Below are 16,831 nucleotides of genomic sequence, written 5' to 3'. Positions count from 1 at the left end.
GTTCCGGACCGGTAAGCTGGCTTGCGCTGATCAGCGCCAGCGCGGGCGTACCATTTGGTCGAGCCATTGGTGATAAGCGCGGGCGTCATCGGGTGTATCGTGCACCGAAAATATGAAGCCCGGATATCCGGCAAAGGCGGGCGGGGCCGGAACCTGGGTCCCCTCGGGCAGCAAAGGCACAACCCGGCGTGTATCCGGATGTGCAAGGGCAGTCTCCAGTCCGTCTATGCCGTCGAACCGGCCATGCCCCGCCAGCGGAATGATATAGTTGCCCGGTATGCGGGTCGGCCACGAAACCGGCGGTAATTCCGGCATCTGCCGACCGCGAGCGGCGTCCAGACAAAGGCCGGTGAACGACAGGCCTGTCGCTTCTTCCACAATGAAATCGGAAACGCCGGAACCGCCGATTCGCGCGCCGATCTCCAACAGATGGGGCCGGCCATGCCGGTCCTGGCGTAATTCGACATGGGCCGGTCCGGTGGTGAGGCCTATGGCCCGGATGCCGTTCGCTGCGGCTTCGATCAGGGCGGCAATGGCCGGATCGTCCAGGTCGTTGCGAACGGCGTAGACGGTTTCCTCGAACCAGGGGCCCGTCGGACATCCCTTGTCCCCGACAGCCAGAACATGGACGTTGCCCGCGCGCACAAAGCACTCGACCACGAACTCGGCGCCGTCGAGATATTCCTCGACGATGATCCGGGGCGCCATGCCGCCATAGTATCGATTGAGATCGCGCTTCTGGATTGCGGCGACCGCCGACATGGCGCCAGGCAGCGCATCCTGGCTGTCGACGCGGATGACGCCGGTCGATGACCATCCGCCGGACGGTTTGACGACCAGGGGCGGGCTTAGATGCCGCGCGGCGTCAATGTTCTCCGGGCCGTTCAGGCTGACGAAACCGGGAACCGGAAGGCCGGCGGCCTGAAAAGCCCGGCGCATCGCGCCCTTGTCCCGGGTCAGCGCGGCCGCCTTGGGCGACAGCGCCGGCAGGCAAAGACGGGCGGCAGCATTGGCTGTCCACACGACGGCTTCTTCGCGAACCGTAAACACGCCGGCAAGTCCCAGCCGTCCGGCCTGTTCGGCCAATTCGTCCAGGGCGCGTTCCGGGTCGGTGAACACCGGCAAGGCCAGGGTGTCGACGACGGCCGGCACGCCAAGGGGCGCCGGTTCGCCGCTGTCGTGAAGGGCGATCAGGTCGATCCCCGCGCGCGACGCCGCCTCGAAAACGAAGGGCAGTTTCGCGCTGCGCTGACAGACCAGCAGTACCGGTCCCCCCGACATCTTCGTTGCACTCGTCATCGCGTCGCCGATCGCGACGCGCGTGCGCGGCGCAACTCGCTGCGGGCCAGGGCGGCCGTGTCCGGCGGCGGAGCCTGCCGCAGTTCGCCGCGCATGGCGTCAATGAACAGCAGGGCGACACCGACGGCACCGATCATCATCGCCACGATTTCCGGCAGTGTCACGTCGTTGCGGAACCCGACACCAAGTTCGGCCGCAAGGATCACAAAGGGGGCCATGACCCCGATCGAGTTGGCGTAAACGACGCCGCCGGCCGCCAGCACGATCTGATACAGGACATAGATCGGGGCGGAAAGGATCGCGCCCAGAAGTGCGAGCTTGATGATATCAGCGGGCACCAGGGTCTGCAGCGGCAGTGGATCGGCGATATAGACGGGCACGAACATCAGGGCGGCAAAGGTCGTGATCCAGGCAAGACTGCCCAGAAGCGGACGCCCGGCGAGAAGCTTTTTCGAGGCCAGGCCATAAAGCGCATAGGACAGTGCCGCGGTCGCAGCCATCGCGAGCCCGGTCACCTGCTCGACCGACAGACCACGCGCGTCGGCCAGATTGAACCAGACGGCGCCGATCGTGACCAGGGGTACACCCACGAATTTCAGGGCATTGGGTTTATCCAGGTCGAGCGCCAGGGCGATCAGATAGGTGATGGCCGGAATCGACGACAGGACCATGCTCAACTGGCTGGCCTGAAGCGGGATCAATGCCCCGAACGACAGGAGGAAATACCCGGCGAAACCGAGGACGGCCAGAATGACGAACCCGATCAGCGCCCGGGGAAGATCGGCGAGCGGGAATCGTCCCGGCTTGTGAATGGCAACGATGATCCATAGCGCCACTGCGGTCGCCGTGAGCCTCAGCCCCGTTGCGTGCGCGGCGGGCAGGTCCGAGACGATATCCTTGGACACGATCCAACTGGCCGAGAATAGCCCCAGAATCAGAAAAGTGTAGATCGATAGACGCATTGTCATCCCGAGAACCGATGCCCCTGCTTCTTATGATTGCATGATATCCGCGCTGAAAACAACATCCGCGTGTATCGTTCCTGCGCGGTCGTATCGGTCCGGCGGCGATGGGGCGCCAAGGCGCGCCTCGACGAAAGCACGGGCGGCGTCGGGATAGGCGGTATCGTCGAGCCGCTCCAGATCCTCGATCTCGCGAACGAGTGCGTCTGCCGTCTCCAGAACGCCGGCCAGATTCACGGCGAGATACGACTCTCGGCCGGGCCGGATGGCGCCGGACCGCCAGAGTTCACCGAACAGCAGCACGCCGGTGCCGGCGTCGAAGGTATTGCGATCGCGCCAGGCCCGGGGATAGCGCAGCATCCGCTCCCAGATGATGAACTCGATGATCTCGCGCCAATAGCGGGGTTGCTTGCGCGCCATGACCAGGGCGCCGATCAGATCGCATTTCAGTTCCTCCAACAAACCGGTATGCCAGCCGATCTTCAGGGAAAGGGACTGATCGAGCGGGCGAGGCCCGGTGTGGTGCGCATAGTCGTGCAAGTAGCCCCAGAGACAGCGGGCGTCGTACATTGCCGATTCGGTCATGTCGGCGCTCAGCCAACGTCCGGAGCCTGGAAAGCACTGGTCTTCGGGGCCGAACAGGCGGCGTACTTCCGGCATGGTGAGTTCGTGATAGATTCGTCTGAACTTGTTGAAGAAGAAAAGCGCAAAGGTCTGGCGCTCGACCCGTTTGGCGCGGGCGACGGATTCCGGAAACAGAACGATGCAGTTGCCCTGTCGAAATCCGGCCGACGCCTCGGTCAGCTGGATGCAGTCGAAGGCCTTTTCGTAGCCGCCGCAATAGCTTTCGGCCTCGGCCAATATTTGCGATTCCCGCCGATAGCCGAACACGGCCTCAAGGAAGCGCCCTGTCGGTTGCGGTCCGTTGGTTGCGATCATGCAGGCCAACAGAAAGATCGGCGAACCGTTCTCCGGTGGGGGGAAGGCCGCGATCGTGGCATCGAAGGCCGGCGGCGTATTCAGTCCCGATTCAAGCCACCGCCGCAAATCGCCCGATGTCGCAAGCGCCAGCGGCCGCGTGAGTCCCGGGACTTCCTCGTAGTCATGTTCCAGTATGTCGACCAGTGCCTGGATCAGCCGATAGGCCTGTGGCGGGTGGTTTGCGATCGTCCCGTCCACACCCTGATAGGGCCGCACACTGTCGACCATGTCGATGATGCGCAACAGGATCGATGGTGGAGCGTCGTTCCGATCGACCGGCATGGAACTGCCTCCCGACGTGGTCATGGCAGCATGGCATGGATGAGGAACGCCATAGGCACGGGGCCGAAGTCCTGAAGCACGGCAAGATCATATATCCGCGCGGCGGCGGTAGTCGTCACGCAAATATCCGCCTCACCCTTTGCGCATCGGACGGCCGCATCGGCATTGCTGGTCGCAACGATGAATTCAGCTCCTTCTGCGGCGCAGGATTCTGCCAGATGCCGGGGGGCGGGATGAGTGGCAATTACCGGAGCCCGACCGCTATCGGGCGCCACGGTTTGCTGGCGGGCAAGCACCATGGCATGGGTCGGCATGACGAAAGCATCCGTCATCACGAGCCGATCGAGTCTGGAGAAGATGAAAGTATGCAATTCCGGATAGGCCGCACAGCTAAGCAGTCGATCGCGCTCGGGGTCGGCCAGTTCCAATGAAGCCAGCTCCAGCGTGGGGTGCAGGACGATCCGGTCCTCGGCAGATCTCGCGGCTGGTGACGACCGCGACAGCCAGAATCGCGCAGCCTCGGCGCAATTCGTTCCCTCCGGTCCCAGCGTGTGCAGGTTCAATGATGTCCCGCCAAGCGACATGGCTCTTCGGTCCTTCGTTGCACTTCCGATTTCGATGTTCCGCTATTAATAGCATAAACCGAATTATATACAACTTTAACGAGATTTATGATTGTCCGGACGGGCAGGGTGGTGAGGGCATTGGCACAGTCCCCCCTTGATCGGCCGGACAGCATACCGACGTGGTGTAGATCCACGTCATAAGGCGCAAGAAATGTTCGCGAACCGATTGACCCTGTTCACACTGTTCGGCTTCAGAATCATGGTGGACGCAAGCTGGCTGTTGCTGGCGGTTCTTATCGTCTGGAGCCTGTCCACGGGACTCTTTCCAGTCCTGCTTCCCGGCCAGAGTGCCGGCACATACTGGTCCATGGGCGTCATCGGTCTGTTCGGCCTGGCGGCGTCGATCGTCGCCCATGAACTCGCTCATGCCGTCGTTGCCAGGCGCTATGACATGCCGATCAGGAGTATCACCCTGTTCATTTTCGGTGGTGTTGCGGAAATGGAGCGCGAACCGCCGACGGCCAAGGGAGAATTCCTCATGGCGATCGCGGGCCCGATCATGTCGCTCGTGGTGGCGTTCCTGTTCTGGGCGGCGGCCGGCTTCTCAGGGGGCGGCCTATCGGGTGCAGGGTCCTCCGAAACGCTCACCGGGCAACCAGGCGTTTCGCCGATCGGTCTGGTTCTTGGCTATGTCGCATTCATCAATCTTCTGCTGGCCGTCTTCAACATGGTTCCGGCCTTTCCGCTCGACGGCGGCCGCGTGCTGCGCTCGGCACTCTGGGCCTGGAAAGGCGACCTGATCTGGGCGACGCGGATCGCAGCCTCCGCCGGCAGCGTGTTTGCCGCGATTCTGATGGGCCTGGGGCTGGCATCCTTTATCGGCGGCAATGTCATCGGCGGTGTCTGGTACTTCATTCTGGGACTGTTCGTTCATGCTGCCGCTCAGGGGCAGGTTCGCCACCAGATGACGCAATCGATCCTGTCGGGCCAGCCGGTAAGCAGGTTCATGCGGCGCAACATCGTGGCAGTGCCGGCCGACCTGCCGGTCCCGCAAGCGATCGACGACTATTTCTACCGGTATTTCTACAAGACATTTCCGGTAATGGACGGCGGCAGCCTTGTCGGCGTGCTGGGAACAGAGCAACTGGGTGACCGGGACGATGCTGTCGGGAAGTCCGTCAGTGCGGTCATGGTGCCGGTGACCGAGGATGCGCTCATCGCCCCGAACGAGGACGCAGCCGCTGCCCTGATGCAGATGCAGCGTACCGGAAAGTCGCGCCTGCTTGTGGCAAAGAGACACAATGGCAGCCAGATCGAACTGGTCGGCATTCTGTCGCTTCGCGATCTCATGAACTTTCTGGCGCTGAAATCGGATCTGGATCGACGGTAGGGTCGACGCCCCGGGTTTCCGGTTCCGGATGCTGCTGAGCCCGGTTCCCGTTTCGCCCGTGGGAAGTTACTGCGCGCGATCCCGGGCCTGCAGCGCGTCACTGCGTGCCGCACCGCGCACGGGAATTGGAGTAGGTGGAAGGGTAAGAATGGCGCCCGCGATTTCCATGGAGGTTCGCATATTGCCCGCCGATAACTGCTGACCCGGGAATTGGAATAGGTGGAAACGCGCCACCCCTCCTGATCGCCCCCACCTGATCGCCCCCACCTGATCGCCCCTGACTTGAAGGTGTGGACGGCCCCACCTCTACGGCATCGCAATGTGCCAATGTGGTTGTGGTCCAACCGCATACGAGAGGAGCCGTCCACGATGGAAGTCAAGCTGATCGGGCTGGATATTGCCAAGCGCGTATTTCAGGTTCAGGGCGTCGACGATACTGGAGAGGCTTTGCTGATCAAACGGTTGCGGCGCGATGCTGTGATTCGATTTTTCGCGGCCCTACCTGCGACCATTGGTGATGCCCGCAACTTCAAGACCGGGCGCCACCTCGCTGCGCCATCACAAGACAAGCCAAGGCGGCACCGACCCCTGGCTTGCCGCCTTGCAGCAGCGCCGGCCAACCCCCGTTGCGGCGACCGCTCTGGCCAACAAGGCTGCCCGCATAGCCTGGGTTGTCATGAGCCGGGGAGAGACCTACCGCCGCGCCCGGCCCGCGCCTGAAGCCGGCGCGGCCGCTGAGATTGCGAGGGACGATGACAGCATGGCGGTCACGTGCATCGCGCCACGACGCGGGCCAAACCCGACCGGATCAACGCTCAGCCAGAGCGATGACTTGAATGGGACCCATGTCGCGGCCGCCTTATTGGCCAGCGGTCATTCCGACCGCACAAACAGGCCGGATACATGACCGCAAGCGAATGCCTCGACAAAGCCATGCTGCAGAAAACCCTTGCAACGGGGCCGTCCATACATGATCAGGGGCCCCGATCCGGATGTGCCTGTCCATGTATAACGATCGAGAGTTGCTGCGCAATCCCGGGTCAGCGGCGCGTCACATAGTGCCGCGCGGCGACCGGGAATTGTAGAGGGCGGGAGTTGATCAGAAAGATCAGTTCAGCCGGTTGGGAAGGTCTTCGATTGCCGAGTCGATGAGTTTCTGGCGGGTGGCGTCGGTCAGCCCATCGCGTAGCACCTGTTCGGCGGCGGCAATGGCCGTATCGACGGCGACTGTCCGTACTTCCGACGTGGCCGCTGCCTCGGCCTGAGCAATGCGGTCCATGGCCTGGCTTTCGCGGCGTTCCATGGCCCGTTCGAGATCGGCCATGGATCGTTCACGGATGCGTTCGGCCTCAACCCTGGCATGGGCGATGATGTCCTCGGCCTCGGCGAGAGAATCCCGATGACGCCGCTGAACATTCGCCAATTCCGCCTGGGCTTCCTCCCGCAGGCGCTGAGCCTCTTCCAATTCCGCGCGAATACGATCCGAGCGGCTGTCGAGCATCTGGAGAACGGCGCGCTTGGCAGGCTTCCAGGCGATGACCAGGAAAATGACAAGCGCGATCAGAAGCCAAAGATTGGTGATCTCCATTATTGAGGCACTCCACCCATTCTGGCGTCCACGGCGGCGGCGACAGCCTTCGAGTCCGGGGTTTCGCCGGTCAACCGTGTGGTGATGTCACCGGTAATGTCGACGGCGATATCCCGCACTTGCTGAAGTGCGTCGGATTTGGCTTTGCCGATTCGTTCTTCTGCCTCGCGCAGACGTGCGCCAAGCTGAGCATCAAAATCGCGCGTGCGCTCTTCGATCGTCTTGTCGATGTCATGCTGGGTGCCGACGATCATCGAGGTTGCCTCAGACCGGGCTTTGGTCAGAGCCGCCTCGTATTGGGTGATCACGGTTTCAGCCTCGCTGCGCAGGTTCTCGGCGCGATCGAGGTCGTCGGCAATACGCTCCGAACGTTCCTCGAGAACTTCCGCAATGCGGGGAAGGGCAATACGGCTCATAAGGAAATAGAGAGCGACGAACGTCACCGCCAGCCAGAACAGTTGGCTGATGAAGGATGACGGGTCGAATTGAGGCATGATGCGCTCCTCGTCGTACGGATAGAGCCTGGTCTCCGACTGCCAAGGGCTGGCACGGGGAGGATCCGGACGCCGTCTTCCGGTAGCTGGGGCGGTCGAAGGGGGGCCGCCCGAAGACATATGTGGCCCTCGGGCGGTGATTCCTCATCGCACCTGACGTGGTTCCGTCCGGCGGTCCGTCCGGAAATCCGGCCAAACCGGAATGTTATCCATACAGCGCGATCAGACCGATGATCAGGGCGAACAGCGCGATGGCCTCGGTAACGGCGAAGCCGATGAAGACGCTCGGTCCAATGTCTTCCTTGGCGGCCGGGTTCCGTGCAATGGCCTGGAAGTAGGACGACCAGACGTTACCGACACCCAGGCCGGCGCCGATCATACCAATGGCGGCCAGACCGGCGCCGATAAAGCGTGCAGCTTCTGCTTCCATGAGACGAAATCCTTTTTACGTCGGTTGCTAGGAGGTGGTTTCTGAAGGTGGTGACTGGTAGGGGCAGGATAGGGAACCGCTCAAGCGCCCTGGATAGACGCCATCAGCAGCCCCCATGGGTGGTTGGCTAGTGAAGGTGAAGCGCATCGTGGAGATAGATGCAAGTCAAGATCGCGAAAACATATGCCTGAATGGCGGCGATCAGGAACTCCAGCGCCGTTACGGCGACCAGACCGGCGATCGGCAGAATTCCGAAAACGCCCATGGCCGCGACGAATCCGGCGATCACCTTCAGCATCAGGTGGCCCACGGTCATATTGGCGAAAAGCCGCACCGAAAGGCTGATCGGCCGGGACAGATAGGAGATCAATTCGATCGGAACGAGAATGATCGCCGTCCAGACGGGCGCACCATGGGGGAAAAACAGGGTGAAGAACCTGGCCTTGTGCCGTACCAGACCGATCACGGTGACGCCGATGAAGACGACCGCCGCAAGACCGAATGTTACGATGATATGGCTGGTATACGTAAAGCTGCCTGGTATCATCCCCAGCAGATTGCCGAACAGGATGAACATGAACAGCGAAAACACGAAGGGGAAATATTTGCGGCCGTCATTGCCGACACTGTCACGGATCATGTTCGCGATGACTTCGTAGAACATTTCCGCAAGTGATTGCATTCGCGTGGGCACGAGAGCCCGTCCGCGCATGCAAACGGTCAGCATTCCGGTGATGAGAACCACCGAAATGACCATCCACAAGCTCGCATTCGTAAAAGACAGATCCAACGTGCCGACCTGAATAGGGACGATCGGCTCGACCTCGAACTGCTCCAAAGGACCCGCCACGGGGCATCTCCCGTTTTCGTTCAGCCTTGATCCCGATCGCCATCATTGACGCGGGACCGCTCGACATTCGGCTCCGACCCTTTTTGGCCGGCCCGATCTTCACGCGCCCGTCGGTCCAGTTCCTTCGCCGTCGCCATGACATTGCGAAAACCGGCGCCGCAGCCGAGCACAAAGAACACGATCAGGAACAACGGCGTGGTGCCCAGCCATCGGTCCAGACCGATACCGATCGCCGTACCGACCACGATGGCGGCCGACAACTCGACAGCGATCCGCATCCCGGCGCCCATCCCCCGGTTGGAGGCGGAAGGCGCGCTCGCCGCAGAACGGCGGGCCCGCACTTCCCTAAGGCGGCGGTCAAGCTTGCGCAACCCGTCGCCCGGATCCCGATCACCCGGATTTGGGTCAACCGGATCCGGGTTGCCTGGATTCTGGTCGCCCCGGCTATGGTCGCCCGGACCCCGGCCATTGTCTGCCACGGTGGTGCAGTACCCCGTTGCTCATGATAATCTCGTATCCCCATCCCATGCCTGGGTCGGAGAAGCGCCGCAAATTAGTGAGACACCCGACGAAATGTCAAGGAAAGAGAAACAGCAGCAGCGCCCTCAGGCCAGGGCGAGTTCCGGTTGCCGCAGCGCCTCGGCCCGGCCGAGATCGAGCGATACCAGGTTGGAGATGCCCTGTTCGCGCATCGTGACGCCATAGAGGCGGTGGGCGCGGGCCATGGAAAGCCGGTGGTGGGTCACCATGACGAACCGCGAAATGTCCTGATCGGCAAGCTCTTCCAGCAGCGAACAGAGCCTGTCGACATTGGCGTCATCCAGCGGCGCATCGACCTCGTCCAGCACACATATCGGCGATGGCCGGGTCAGGAACACCGAGAACAGCAGCGCCAGGGCCGCCAGCGCCTGCTCGCCGCCGGACAGCAGCGACAGGTGCTGCAGCCGTTTGCCCGGCGGGCTGGCGAGGATTTCCAGCCCCGATGACAGCGGGTCGTCCATGTCGGTCAGCTTCAGCGCCGCGCTGCCGCCGCCGAACAGCCGTGAAAAGAGGGACTGAAAATGGGCGTCGACCTCCTTGAAGGCCGCCGTCAGACGCGTGCGGGCGTCACGGTCGAGGCTGGCTATTCCGTCGCGCAGTCGCGCGATGGCGTCCATGATGTCCTGCCGGTCCGCTTCCATGGTTTCGATCGACTGCAGGGCTTCGGCCAGGTCCTGCTCGGCGCGCAGGTTGACTGGCCCCAACGCATCGCGGGACCGGCGCAGCGTTTCACCTTCGGCTGCGATTGCTTCGACACTTTCGGGGACGTCGCTGGCGGGTGATTCGCCAGACGGCGTGCTGCCGTCGTTTCGCAGCATCGAAGCCGGTTCGGGTAGCGACTCCGGCGGCGCGCCCATTTTCTCTTCGGACTGGTCGCGGATCGCGGCGAGCAGGTCACGGGCGTGGCGGACATCGCCTTCGAGCCTCGCGCGTGTTTCCTTCAGGCCGGCCAGGTGGTGCTCCGCATCGCGATGGGCCCTGGCCGTTTCGCGGACGGTATCTTCCGCCTTTGCCGCGGCGTCGGCGGCGTCCCGCTGATCGGCGCGGGCGGCTTCCAGCCGGTCGGCAATCGCGGTGCGCTCCGCGGCGATCGCTTCCGGTCGCCCCTCAAGATCCGCCAGGGTCTTGCGGCATCCACCGGCCCGCCGGTCGACATCGGCGACCCGTTCTGTTGCCGTGGCGCGGCGTTTGTTCCAGCCTTCCAATTCCTCGGCAATCGCTGCAAGACGCCGTTTTTTGCCACCGATCCGCCGTTCGAGCGTCTGAACGGACTCGCGCCGATGTTCTTCATCCCGCCGCGCGGCGTCGCGGGCCTTGCGCCGGGCGTCGAGATCCCGGCGCAAGGCTGCCGGATCCTCCAGCCCCTGGCGTTCGCTGTGTGCCGCCGTTGCCGCGCGCCGGGCTTCGGCGGCAGCCTCGTCGGTGTTTTCCAGCGCCGTGCGGGCCGCGTCGATGCGGGCGCGCTGGCGATCGTCCTCGCGGACGGCCTCCGCGGCGGCGTCACGCGCTGCGCGAGCCTCGGCTTCCGATCGCGCCGCTGCTTCGCGTGTGGCCTGTTCGCGGCTTTTGGCGTCGGCCAGGGAGGTGCGCGCTGTGTCCTGACGTGTGCGCGAGGTGGCCAGCACCTGTCGTGCCGCCGCCAGTTCGTCATCGATTTCGGCCAATCGATTCCGGTGCCTGAGCAGTGCCGCTTCGGGCGCGGGGGCGTCGGCGGCTCGAACATAACCGTCCCAGTCGATGACGGCCCCGTCCATGGTCACGATCCGCTGACCGGGCTTCAGCGCCGGTTGCCAGGAAAGCGCAGCGTCCAGTGTCTCCGCCGCCCAGGTCGCCGACAGCCGCCGCCGAATGGCCTCGGGTCCGTCGACGACCATCTTCAGAGGCCGGAGCTGGCCGCTGTCGCCGTCCGGAGCGGGCGGGGCGTCCGTCCCTGAACCGTCCGATGGGTCATTGCCCGATCCGCCGGCGCACAGGTCGCGCCAGAAGCACGGTCCGCCATCCCCCAGCACGGCGCGAATACCATCGCCCAAGGCGGCAGGCGCCGCCGATTCGTATCCCGGCGCAACGCTCAATCGGTCGAAGACGATGGCGCCGCCCGCGTCCGGACCGGGTTGGGCCGAGGTCTTGCTGCCGCCCTTTCCGGCGCTTGGCCGGTCGAGGATCGAGCGCAGGCCGGCGGCTTCGGATTCGAGCTTCTGGACCGGTCCGGCGGCTGCGGCGGCATCGTCGTCGGCGCGCCGCCGCTCGGCTTCGGCGGCCTCGGTCTCCTGACGAGCGGTTTCGGCATCGCGGCGCGCCTGATCGATGGCCGCTTCGGCCTCTTCGGCACGGGCGGTTAATGGCTCGGGATCGGCCAGTTCGCCGGCCGCTGCTTCGGCATCGGCCAGCGCCTTCTGCGCGGCCTGAAGCCGGGTCGCCAGACGGGCGGCCTCGGCGTCGCGTTCCTTGATCCGGCGATCGGCCGCCGTCACCGAGGCGTCGGCGGCGGCGGCTTGTGCCGTCAAGGCGCCGACGGCCTCTTCCTCGGCTGCGAGCGCATTTCGGGCGCTCTGGAGCGCGGCGTCGGCCTGATCGCGCTCGTCCGGCAACCCGGCCAGTTCGTTCTGAAGTTGATCGCGTTCGCGGAGCAGAACTGCGGTCGCGGTATCGGCATCCGCCATCAGGCTCTTTTCGCGCTCGGCGTCGCGGTCGATCTGCTTCAGACGGGCTTCCATGTCACGGCGGGTCTCCCCGACCTTCTCGGCTTCCCGGTCCAGGCGGTCGGAGTCGACCACCAGACGTTGAACAGTGGCTCCCGTATCGGCCTCGCGCTTTTTGACCGGCGCAACGGCGTTCTCGGCAGCCTTGTGGGCTGCGTCGGCCCGGTCCAGGGCAACCATGGCTTCGCCGATCGAGCGCTCGTTCGCCTCGTATGACCGGCGGGCGGCATTCAGGGCCTCGGTCGCGTCGCGCCAGCGGCGATGGATCAACAGGTGATCGAGATGGCGAATTCGCTCTGATATCTGGCGGTATTTCTCGGCCTGGCGAGCCTGACGGCGGAGTCCATCGATGCGCGATCTGGCCGCGTTCAGGACATCTTCGGTGCGAGAAAGGTTGTCTTCCGCCGCTTTCAGCCGGCCCTCGGCCTCTTGCCGGCGCGAATGAAGGCCGGCGACGCCGGCCGCTTCCTCAAGGATGCGGCGCCGCTCACCGGGGCGGGCGGCGATCAGGGCGCCGACGCTGCCCTGGCTGACCAGTGCAACGGACGATGCGCCGGCGCCGTTGTCCTGGAACAGCGTCTGAATGTCGCGCGCCCGGACCGAGCGATTGTTGAGACGGTAGTCCGAGCCTTTGTCACGCTCGATGCGCCGGACGACCTGAAGCGTGTCGTCGGTATTGAATCCGGCCGGCGCGGTGCGGGCGCTGTTGTCGATCTGCAGCGAGACTTCGGCGATGTTGCGGGCCGGACGCGACACCGTTCCACCGAAAATCACATCGTCCATATCGCCGCCGCGCAGACGCCGGGCCGAGCTTTCGCCCATGACCCAGCGCAGCGCTTCGACGAGGTTCGATTTGCCGCAGCCATTCGGGCCGACGATCGCCGTAATTCCCTGTTCCAACGCCAATTCCGTCGGATCGACGAAGGACTTGAAACCGGAAAGCCGCAATTTCAAAAAGCGCAACGGCGACCACCTTGCTCGTTAGGCCGCAGGCGTAAAGCCGGGGGCTGATAAGCCGCGGCCGGTGCTAAATATGACTGTCCAGCGTGCTTTGCATGTCGGCCAGCGGCATGTTGCCGGAGATCACCTCTCCTTCGATCACGAAGGTCGGCGTCGCGCTGACCTGATACCGCGACTCGCCCTCGGTTCGAAGCGTGATCAGGGCGTCCGCGAGCGGCTCGTTCTGCAGGTTGGCGTCGATGTCTTCCTGACTGGCGCCAGCCATCAATGCGATATTCGACAGGGCCGCGATCGGATCGGAGGCCTGAACCCAGCGCGACTGCTGCTGGAACATGACGTCGACGACACTGAAATAGCGGCTTTTCGGGGCGGCCCGGGCAATCAGCCCCGCCCGCAGCGCCATCCCGTCGAGCGGGAAATCACGGAAGATCAGCCGAACATGGCCCTGGTCGATGTAGTCTTCCTTGATCGTTGGCAGGCTTTCGGTGTGGAAATTGGCACAATGGCCGCAGGTGAACGACGCGTATTCGATCATCGTGACCGGCGCGTCGTCATCGCCCAGTACCATGTCGTATTCGCCGACGGCCGGCGGCCAGGCGTCGGACGCGGCGGCGGAGCCGATCAGGCCCACGGGCTGCCGCCCGACAATACCGGATACCCCGGCCAACCCGCCGAATGCTGCGGTGCCGGTGGCCAGACCGGCCGTTCTCAGAAGGCTACGTCGTTGCATGTCTGTCTCCTCGCACAAAATGTTGGGGTTTCAATGGTCTGTCTGTCAAGTCATTGTGTTTTTCGCGGGGCGTTTCGAGCGGTCTCCGGCCTTTGCGCGGTTGCGGACCGGCGAAAGATGCCTTCGCCCAGCGCGCTCAGTGCCGCACGCAGGGACGGGTCCTGAACGCTGAGCATCAGACTGTCCAGCGTCGCGGCCTCTTGCGCCGGTAACGGCGGCGGGCGCCGGCTGCGTTTGGGGCCGGCGCCGACATTCGTTTGTGTGAGTCGGACGCTTTCGACCGCGCCGGTTCCCAGGACCGCGTTCAGTCGCTCGATCAGGCGCGGGATGTCGTGCTGCAAACGGGATGCCGCGCCGGGGGCAACGCGCACATGGAGCGTCGCGCCGCCTTTGCGACCCTTGGCGATGCGGTCGGGAACCGCATATCGTGCCAGGTCGCCGCCGACGATATCGTCCCAGTGGTCCAGCAGCAATCCCAGATCGGCATGCTTTTTACCGAGGGCGCGTCTGGCGATCGGATGCGCTATATAGGTCAGCGAGCGGGGGCCGGCCATGGATACCTCGTATGTGGACAGCCGGAGCCGTCGGCGGCAGCAAGGGACGGTCCGAATCCGACGCCGATCCGATAGCATGATCGTCGTGCCGCCGCCAACGGGCCGTGACGATCCATACGCCGACGGTCGGCGCGGTAAGGGAGGAGATAGTGCCGGGAACGATGGGAAACACGGTCGAGAGCGCGCAGGACGAGGATGCCGGGGCGGTGGACCAGGCTGTGGCGCGCGACCGGCGTGTCCGGTTGCTGACATGGTACGACCATCACCGGCGGGCGTTGCCCTGGCGCGCGCTGCCCGGCGGTTATCCCGACCCGTATCACGTCTGGCTGAGCGAGATCATGCTCCAGCAGACGACGGTTGCGACGGTGAAATCGTATTTCGAAGCGTTCGTGTCGCGCTGGCCCACGGTCGAGGGGCTGGCCGCCGCCGAACTGGACTCGGTTCTCCAAGCCTGGGCCGGACTGGGCTATTATGCACGGGCTCGTAACCTTCATCGCTGCGCCGGTACAGTTGTCGAGCGCCATGACGGCGTATTCCCGAATACTGTCGAGGAATTGCGGCAGCTTCCAGGCGTCGGCGACTATACGGCCGCTGCAGTAGCGGCGATCGCGTTCGGCCGGCCGGCCACGGTGGTCGACGGCAATATCGAGCGGGTCGTGGCCCGGCTGTTCAATGTCGCCACGCCGCTGCCCCGGGCCAAGCCCGAACTCAAACGGCTTGCGGGGGCGTTCTTTCCCGACAGTCCGGGCGAGCGCCCCGGCGATGTCGCCCAGGCGCTCATGGATCTCGGCGCGACGATCTGCACGCCGCGCAAGCCGCGCTGCATTCTATGCCCGTTGTCGGCGGAATGCGCGGCGCGACTGGCCGGAACCGAAGCCGGCCTGCCGGCGAAAAAGGCCAAGCCGCCCAAACCTGTCCGCCGGGGAATCGTCTTCTGGGCGGTCAACGGCAAAGGCGACGTGTTCCTGCGCCGCCGGGCGGAAAAGGGTCTGCTGGGCGGCATGATGGAGGTGCCGAGCAGCGAATGGTTGGCAGAGGCGGATTTTCCGGCTCTGGATGCCGCCGCAAAGCAGGCACCGCTGCCGGCGGGATGGCGGCTGCTGCCCGGCATGGTCCGGCATACCTTTACCCATTTCCATCTGGAACTGAAGGTCGCCGTCGCGCGGATTCCCTATGCGCCGGTCGCCAATGGCCGGTGGGTTGCCCTGGAGGCTCTGGGCGACGAAGCCCTGCCGACGGTCATGCGCAAGGTCGTGCGCCACGCTCTGGCCCATGGCACCCGCATCGCGGAATGAACTGATTTCGTCGCCGGCTTTGACCCGCGCTCCGCGTGGCGCGGAAGGCGCCGTTACGGCAAATCAGAGTGCGGCGCCGTCCAACTCGCTGCGCACGCGCTGGCGATAGATATCGATCGATAGCAGGCTGCCGTCTTCGTCTTCCACATGCCAGAATGTCCAGCCGTTGCAGCTTGGCGCCTGTTGCAGCGCAGCGCCGACCTGATGGATGGAGCCCTTGTGGTGGCCGTATTCCGATACCGAGATCAGGGTGCCGTCGGCCTTGACCCGCGCGGTATACCGGCGGCGTTGATCGGTTACGACGGTGCCGGGGCGGATCAGTCCGCGTTCGACCACGGTCCCGAAGGGGATGCGCTGCGCCTGCCGACGGCCCGATGTCTGATAGAGCGTCAGGTCCGCCGGCTCGGTGATCGCCTCGATGCGTGCCCGCGCCACGGCGGCATAGTCGTCATCGCGCTCGATACCCACGAACCGGCGTCCGGTCCGGCGCGCGACGGCGCCGGTCGTTCCGGTGCCGAAGAACGGGTCGAGGATGGTTTCGCCCGGCCGGGTCGACGCCAGAATGACCCGGTATAGCAGCGATTCCGGCTTTTGCGTCGGGTGTGCCTTTGAACCGGCGTCGGTTTTCAGGCGCTCGCCGCCCGAACAGACCGGCAGCAGCCAGTCGCTGCGCATCTGAAGATCCTCGTTGAGGTTCTTCATCGCTTCGTAGTTGAACGTGTAACGGGCGTTCGGTGACTTGGCGGCCCAGATAAGGGTCTCGTGCGCATTGGTAAAGCGGGTGCCGCGAAAGTTCGGCATCGGGTTGGTCTTGCGCCAGATGACATCGTTCAGAATCCAGAAGCCCAGATCCTGAAGAATGGCCCCGACGCGAAAAATGTTGTGATAGGAGCCGATGGTCCAGAGCGTGCCGTCGGCCTTGAGAGCGTTCGCTGCGGCGGACAGCCATTCGCGTGTGAACTTGTCATAGGCGCCGATATTCTCGAACCGGTCCCAATCCTCGTCCACGCCGTCGACGCGCGAATTGTTCGGCCGATGCAGATCACCGCCGAGCTGCAGGTTGTAGGGCGGGTCCGCAAAGACGCAATCGATCGAGCCAGGCTCAAGCGACTGCATCGCAGCGATGCAATCCCCGACCAGGATTCGGTCTTCGGCCAGCATTGTGGATTTGGCGTTCCGGGTTTCTCGACTCACCGGCTCAAAGTGGCGCA

At 64.2% G+C, this 16,831-nt stretch carries 14 protein-coding genes and 2 pseudogenes; 3 read left to right on the top strand and 13 right to left on the bottom strand.

What is annotated here, in order from left to right; genetic code table 11:
- Positions 1 to 30: 30 nt before the first annotated feature.
- From ABZ728_RS17765 to ABZ728_RS17750, 4 genes are read right to left on the bottom strand one after another with little or no spacing between them, the layout of a single operon-like run.
- Complete coding sequence (locus ABZ728_RS17765) at positions 31 to 1,299, bottom strand: ATP-grasp domain-containing protein (RefSeq protein ID WP_366657581.1); 1,269 nt, start codon at positions 1,297 to 1,299, stop codon at positions 31 to 33.
- The gene (locus ABZ728_RS17760; protein ID WP_366657580.1) at positions 1,296 to 2,267 is read right to left on the bottom strand and encodes a DMT family transporter; all 972 of its coding nucleotides are present in this window, start codon (positions 2,265 to 2,267) and stop codon (positions 1,296 to 1,298) included. The genes ABZ728_RS17765 and ABZ728_RS17760 overlap by 4 nt, the downstream gene beginning before the upstream one ends.
- Positions 2,268 to 2,291: 24 nt before the next feature.
- Positions 2,292 to 3,524, bottom strand: a complete 1,233-nt coding sequence (locus ABZ728_RS17755) for a DUF6421 family protein (protein WP_366657579.1) — start codon at positions 3,522 to 3,524, stop codon at positions 2,292 to 2,294.
- Positions 3,525 to 3,544: 20 nt separating this feature from the next.
- Complete coding sequence (locus ABZ728_RS17750; protein WP_366657578.1) at positions 3,545 to 4,108, bottom strand: hypothetical protein; 564 nt, start codon at positions 4,106 to 4,108, stop codon at positions 3,545 to 3,547.
- Positions 4,109 to 4,301: 193 nt separating this feature from the next.
- Between ABZ728_RS17750 and ABZ728_RS17745 the strand changes: the two genes are divergently transcribed.
- Positions 4,302 to 5,480, top strand: a complete 1,179-nt coding sequence (locus ABZ728_RS17745; RefSeq protein WP_366657577.1) for a site-2 protease family protein — start codon at positions 4,302 to 4,304, stop codon at positions 5,478 to 5,480.
- Between the two features lie 589 nt (positions 5,481 to 6,069).
- Positions 6,070 to 6,177, top strand: a pseudogene (locus ABZ728_RS17740) (IS110 family transposase); the annotation flags it as partial.
- A gap of 411 nt (positions 6,178 to 6,588) precedes the next feature.
- Here the strand turns inward: ABZ728_RS17740 and ABZ728_RS17735 are convergent.
- The 8 genes and pseudogenes from ABZ728_RS17735 to ABZ728_RS17700 all read right to left on the bottom strand — a co-directional run bounded on the left by ABZ728_RS17735 (position 6,589) and on the right by ABZ728_RS17700 (position 14,325).
- Positions 6,589 to 7,068, bottom strand: a complete 480-nt coding sequence (locus ABZ728_RS17735; RefSeq protein ID WP_366657576.1) for a F0F1 ATP synthase subunit B — start codon at positions 7,066 to 7,068, stop codon at positions 6,589 to 6,591.
- Positions 7,068 to 7,562 (bottom strand): F0F1 ATP synthase subunit B', encoded by a 495-nt coding sequence (locus tag ABZ728_RS17730; RefSeq protein ID WP_366657575.1) that lies wholly within the window; start codon positions 7,560 to 7,562, stop codon positions 7,068 to 7,070. Before ABZ728_RS17730 ends, ABZ728_RS17735 begins: the two co-directional genes overlap by 1 nt.
- Before the next feature lie 205 nt (positions 7,563 to 7,767).
- A complete protein-coding gene (locus tag ABZ728_RS17725) occupies positions 7,768 to 7,992 on the bottom strand; it encodes a F0F1 ATP synthase subunit C (protein ID WP_366657574.1) in 225 nt (74 codons plus the stop codon).
- A gap of 127 nt (positions 7,993 to 8,119) precedes the next feature.
- On the bottom strand, positions 8,120 to 8,842 hold the full coding sequence (locus ABZ728_RS17720; RefSeq protein WP_366657573.1) for a F0F1 ATP synthase subunit A: 723 nt from the start codon (positions 8,840 to 8,842) through the stop codon (positions 8,120 to 8,122).
- A 137-nt stretch (positions 8,843 to 8,979) separates the two neighbouring features.
- Positions 8,980 to 9,135: pseudogene (locus ABZ728_RS17715) on the bottom strand (AtpZ/AtpI family protein); the annotation flags it as partial.
- 312 nt (positions 9,136 to 9,447) lie between these two features.
- Positions 9,448 to 13,044, bottom strand: coding sequence for a chromosome segregation protein SMC (gene smc, locus ABZ728_RS17710; protein ID WP_366657572.1), 3,597 nt, complete (start codon positions 13,042 to 13,044; stop codon positions 9,448 to 9,450).
- Positions 13,045 to 13,108: 64 nt separating this feature from the next.
- Positions 13,109 to 13,771 (bottom strand): thioredoxin domain-containing protein, encoded by a 663-nt coding sequence (locus ABZ728_RS17705; protein ID WP_366657571.1) that lies wholly within the window; start codon positions 13,769 to 13,771, stop codon positions 13,109 to 13,111.
- A 50-nt stretch (positions 13,772 to 13,821) separates the two neighbouring features.
- Positions 13,822 to 14,325: a DciA family protein gene (locus ABZ728_RS17700; protein WP_366657570.1), complete on the bottom strand. Its 504-nt coding sequence runs from the start codon at positions 14,323 to 14,325 to the stop codon at positions 13,822 to 13,824.
- A 149-nt stretch (positions 14,326 to 14,474) separates the two neighbouring features.
- Here ABZ728_RS17700 and mutY point away from each other — a divergent pair, with 149 nt between their 5' ends.
- A complete protein-coding gene (gene mutY / locus ABZ728_RS17695) occupies positions 14,475 to 15,620 on the top strand; it encodes an A/G-specific adenine glycosylase (RefSeq protein ID WP_366657569.1) in 1,146 nt (381 codons plus the stop codon).
- A 63-nt stretch (positions 15,621 to 15,683) separates the two neighbouring features.
- Here mutY and ABZ728_RS17690 read toward each other — a convergent pair whose 3' ends face one another.
- Positions 15,684 to 16,781, bottom strand: coding sequence for a site-specific DNA-methyltransferase (locus tag ABZ728_RS17690; protein ID WP_366657568.1), 1,098 nt, complete (start codon positions 16,779 to 16,781; stop codon positions 15,684 to 15,686).
- Positions 16,782 to 16,831: the final 50 nt, after the last annotated feature.

The sequence above is a fragment of the Fodinicurvata sp. EGI_FJ10296 genome (assembly GCF_040712075.1).
Classification (GTDB): Bacteria; Pseudomonadota; Alphaproteobacteria; order DSM-16000; family Inquilinaceae; genus JBFCVL01.
Note: the sequence above shows the minus strand (reverse complement) of the source record. Positions and strands in the feature narration are given on the sequence as shown.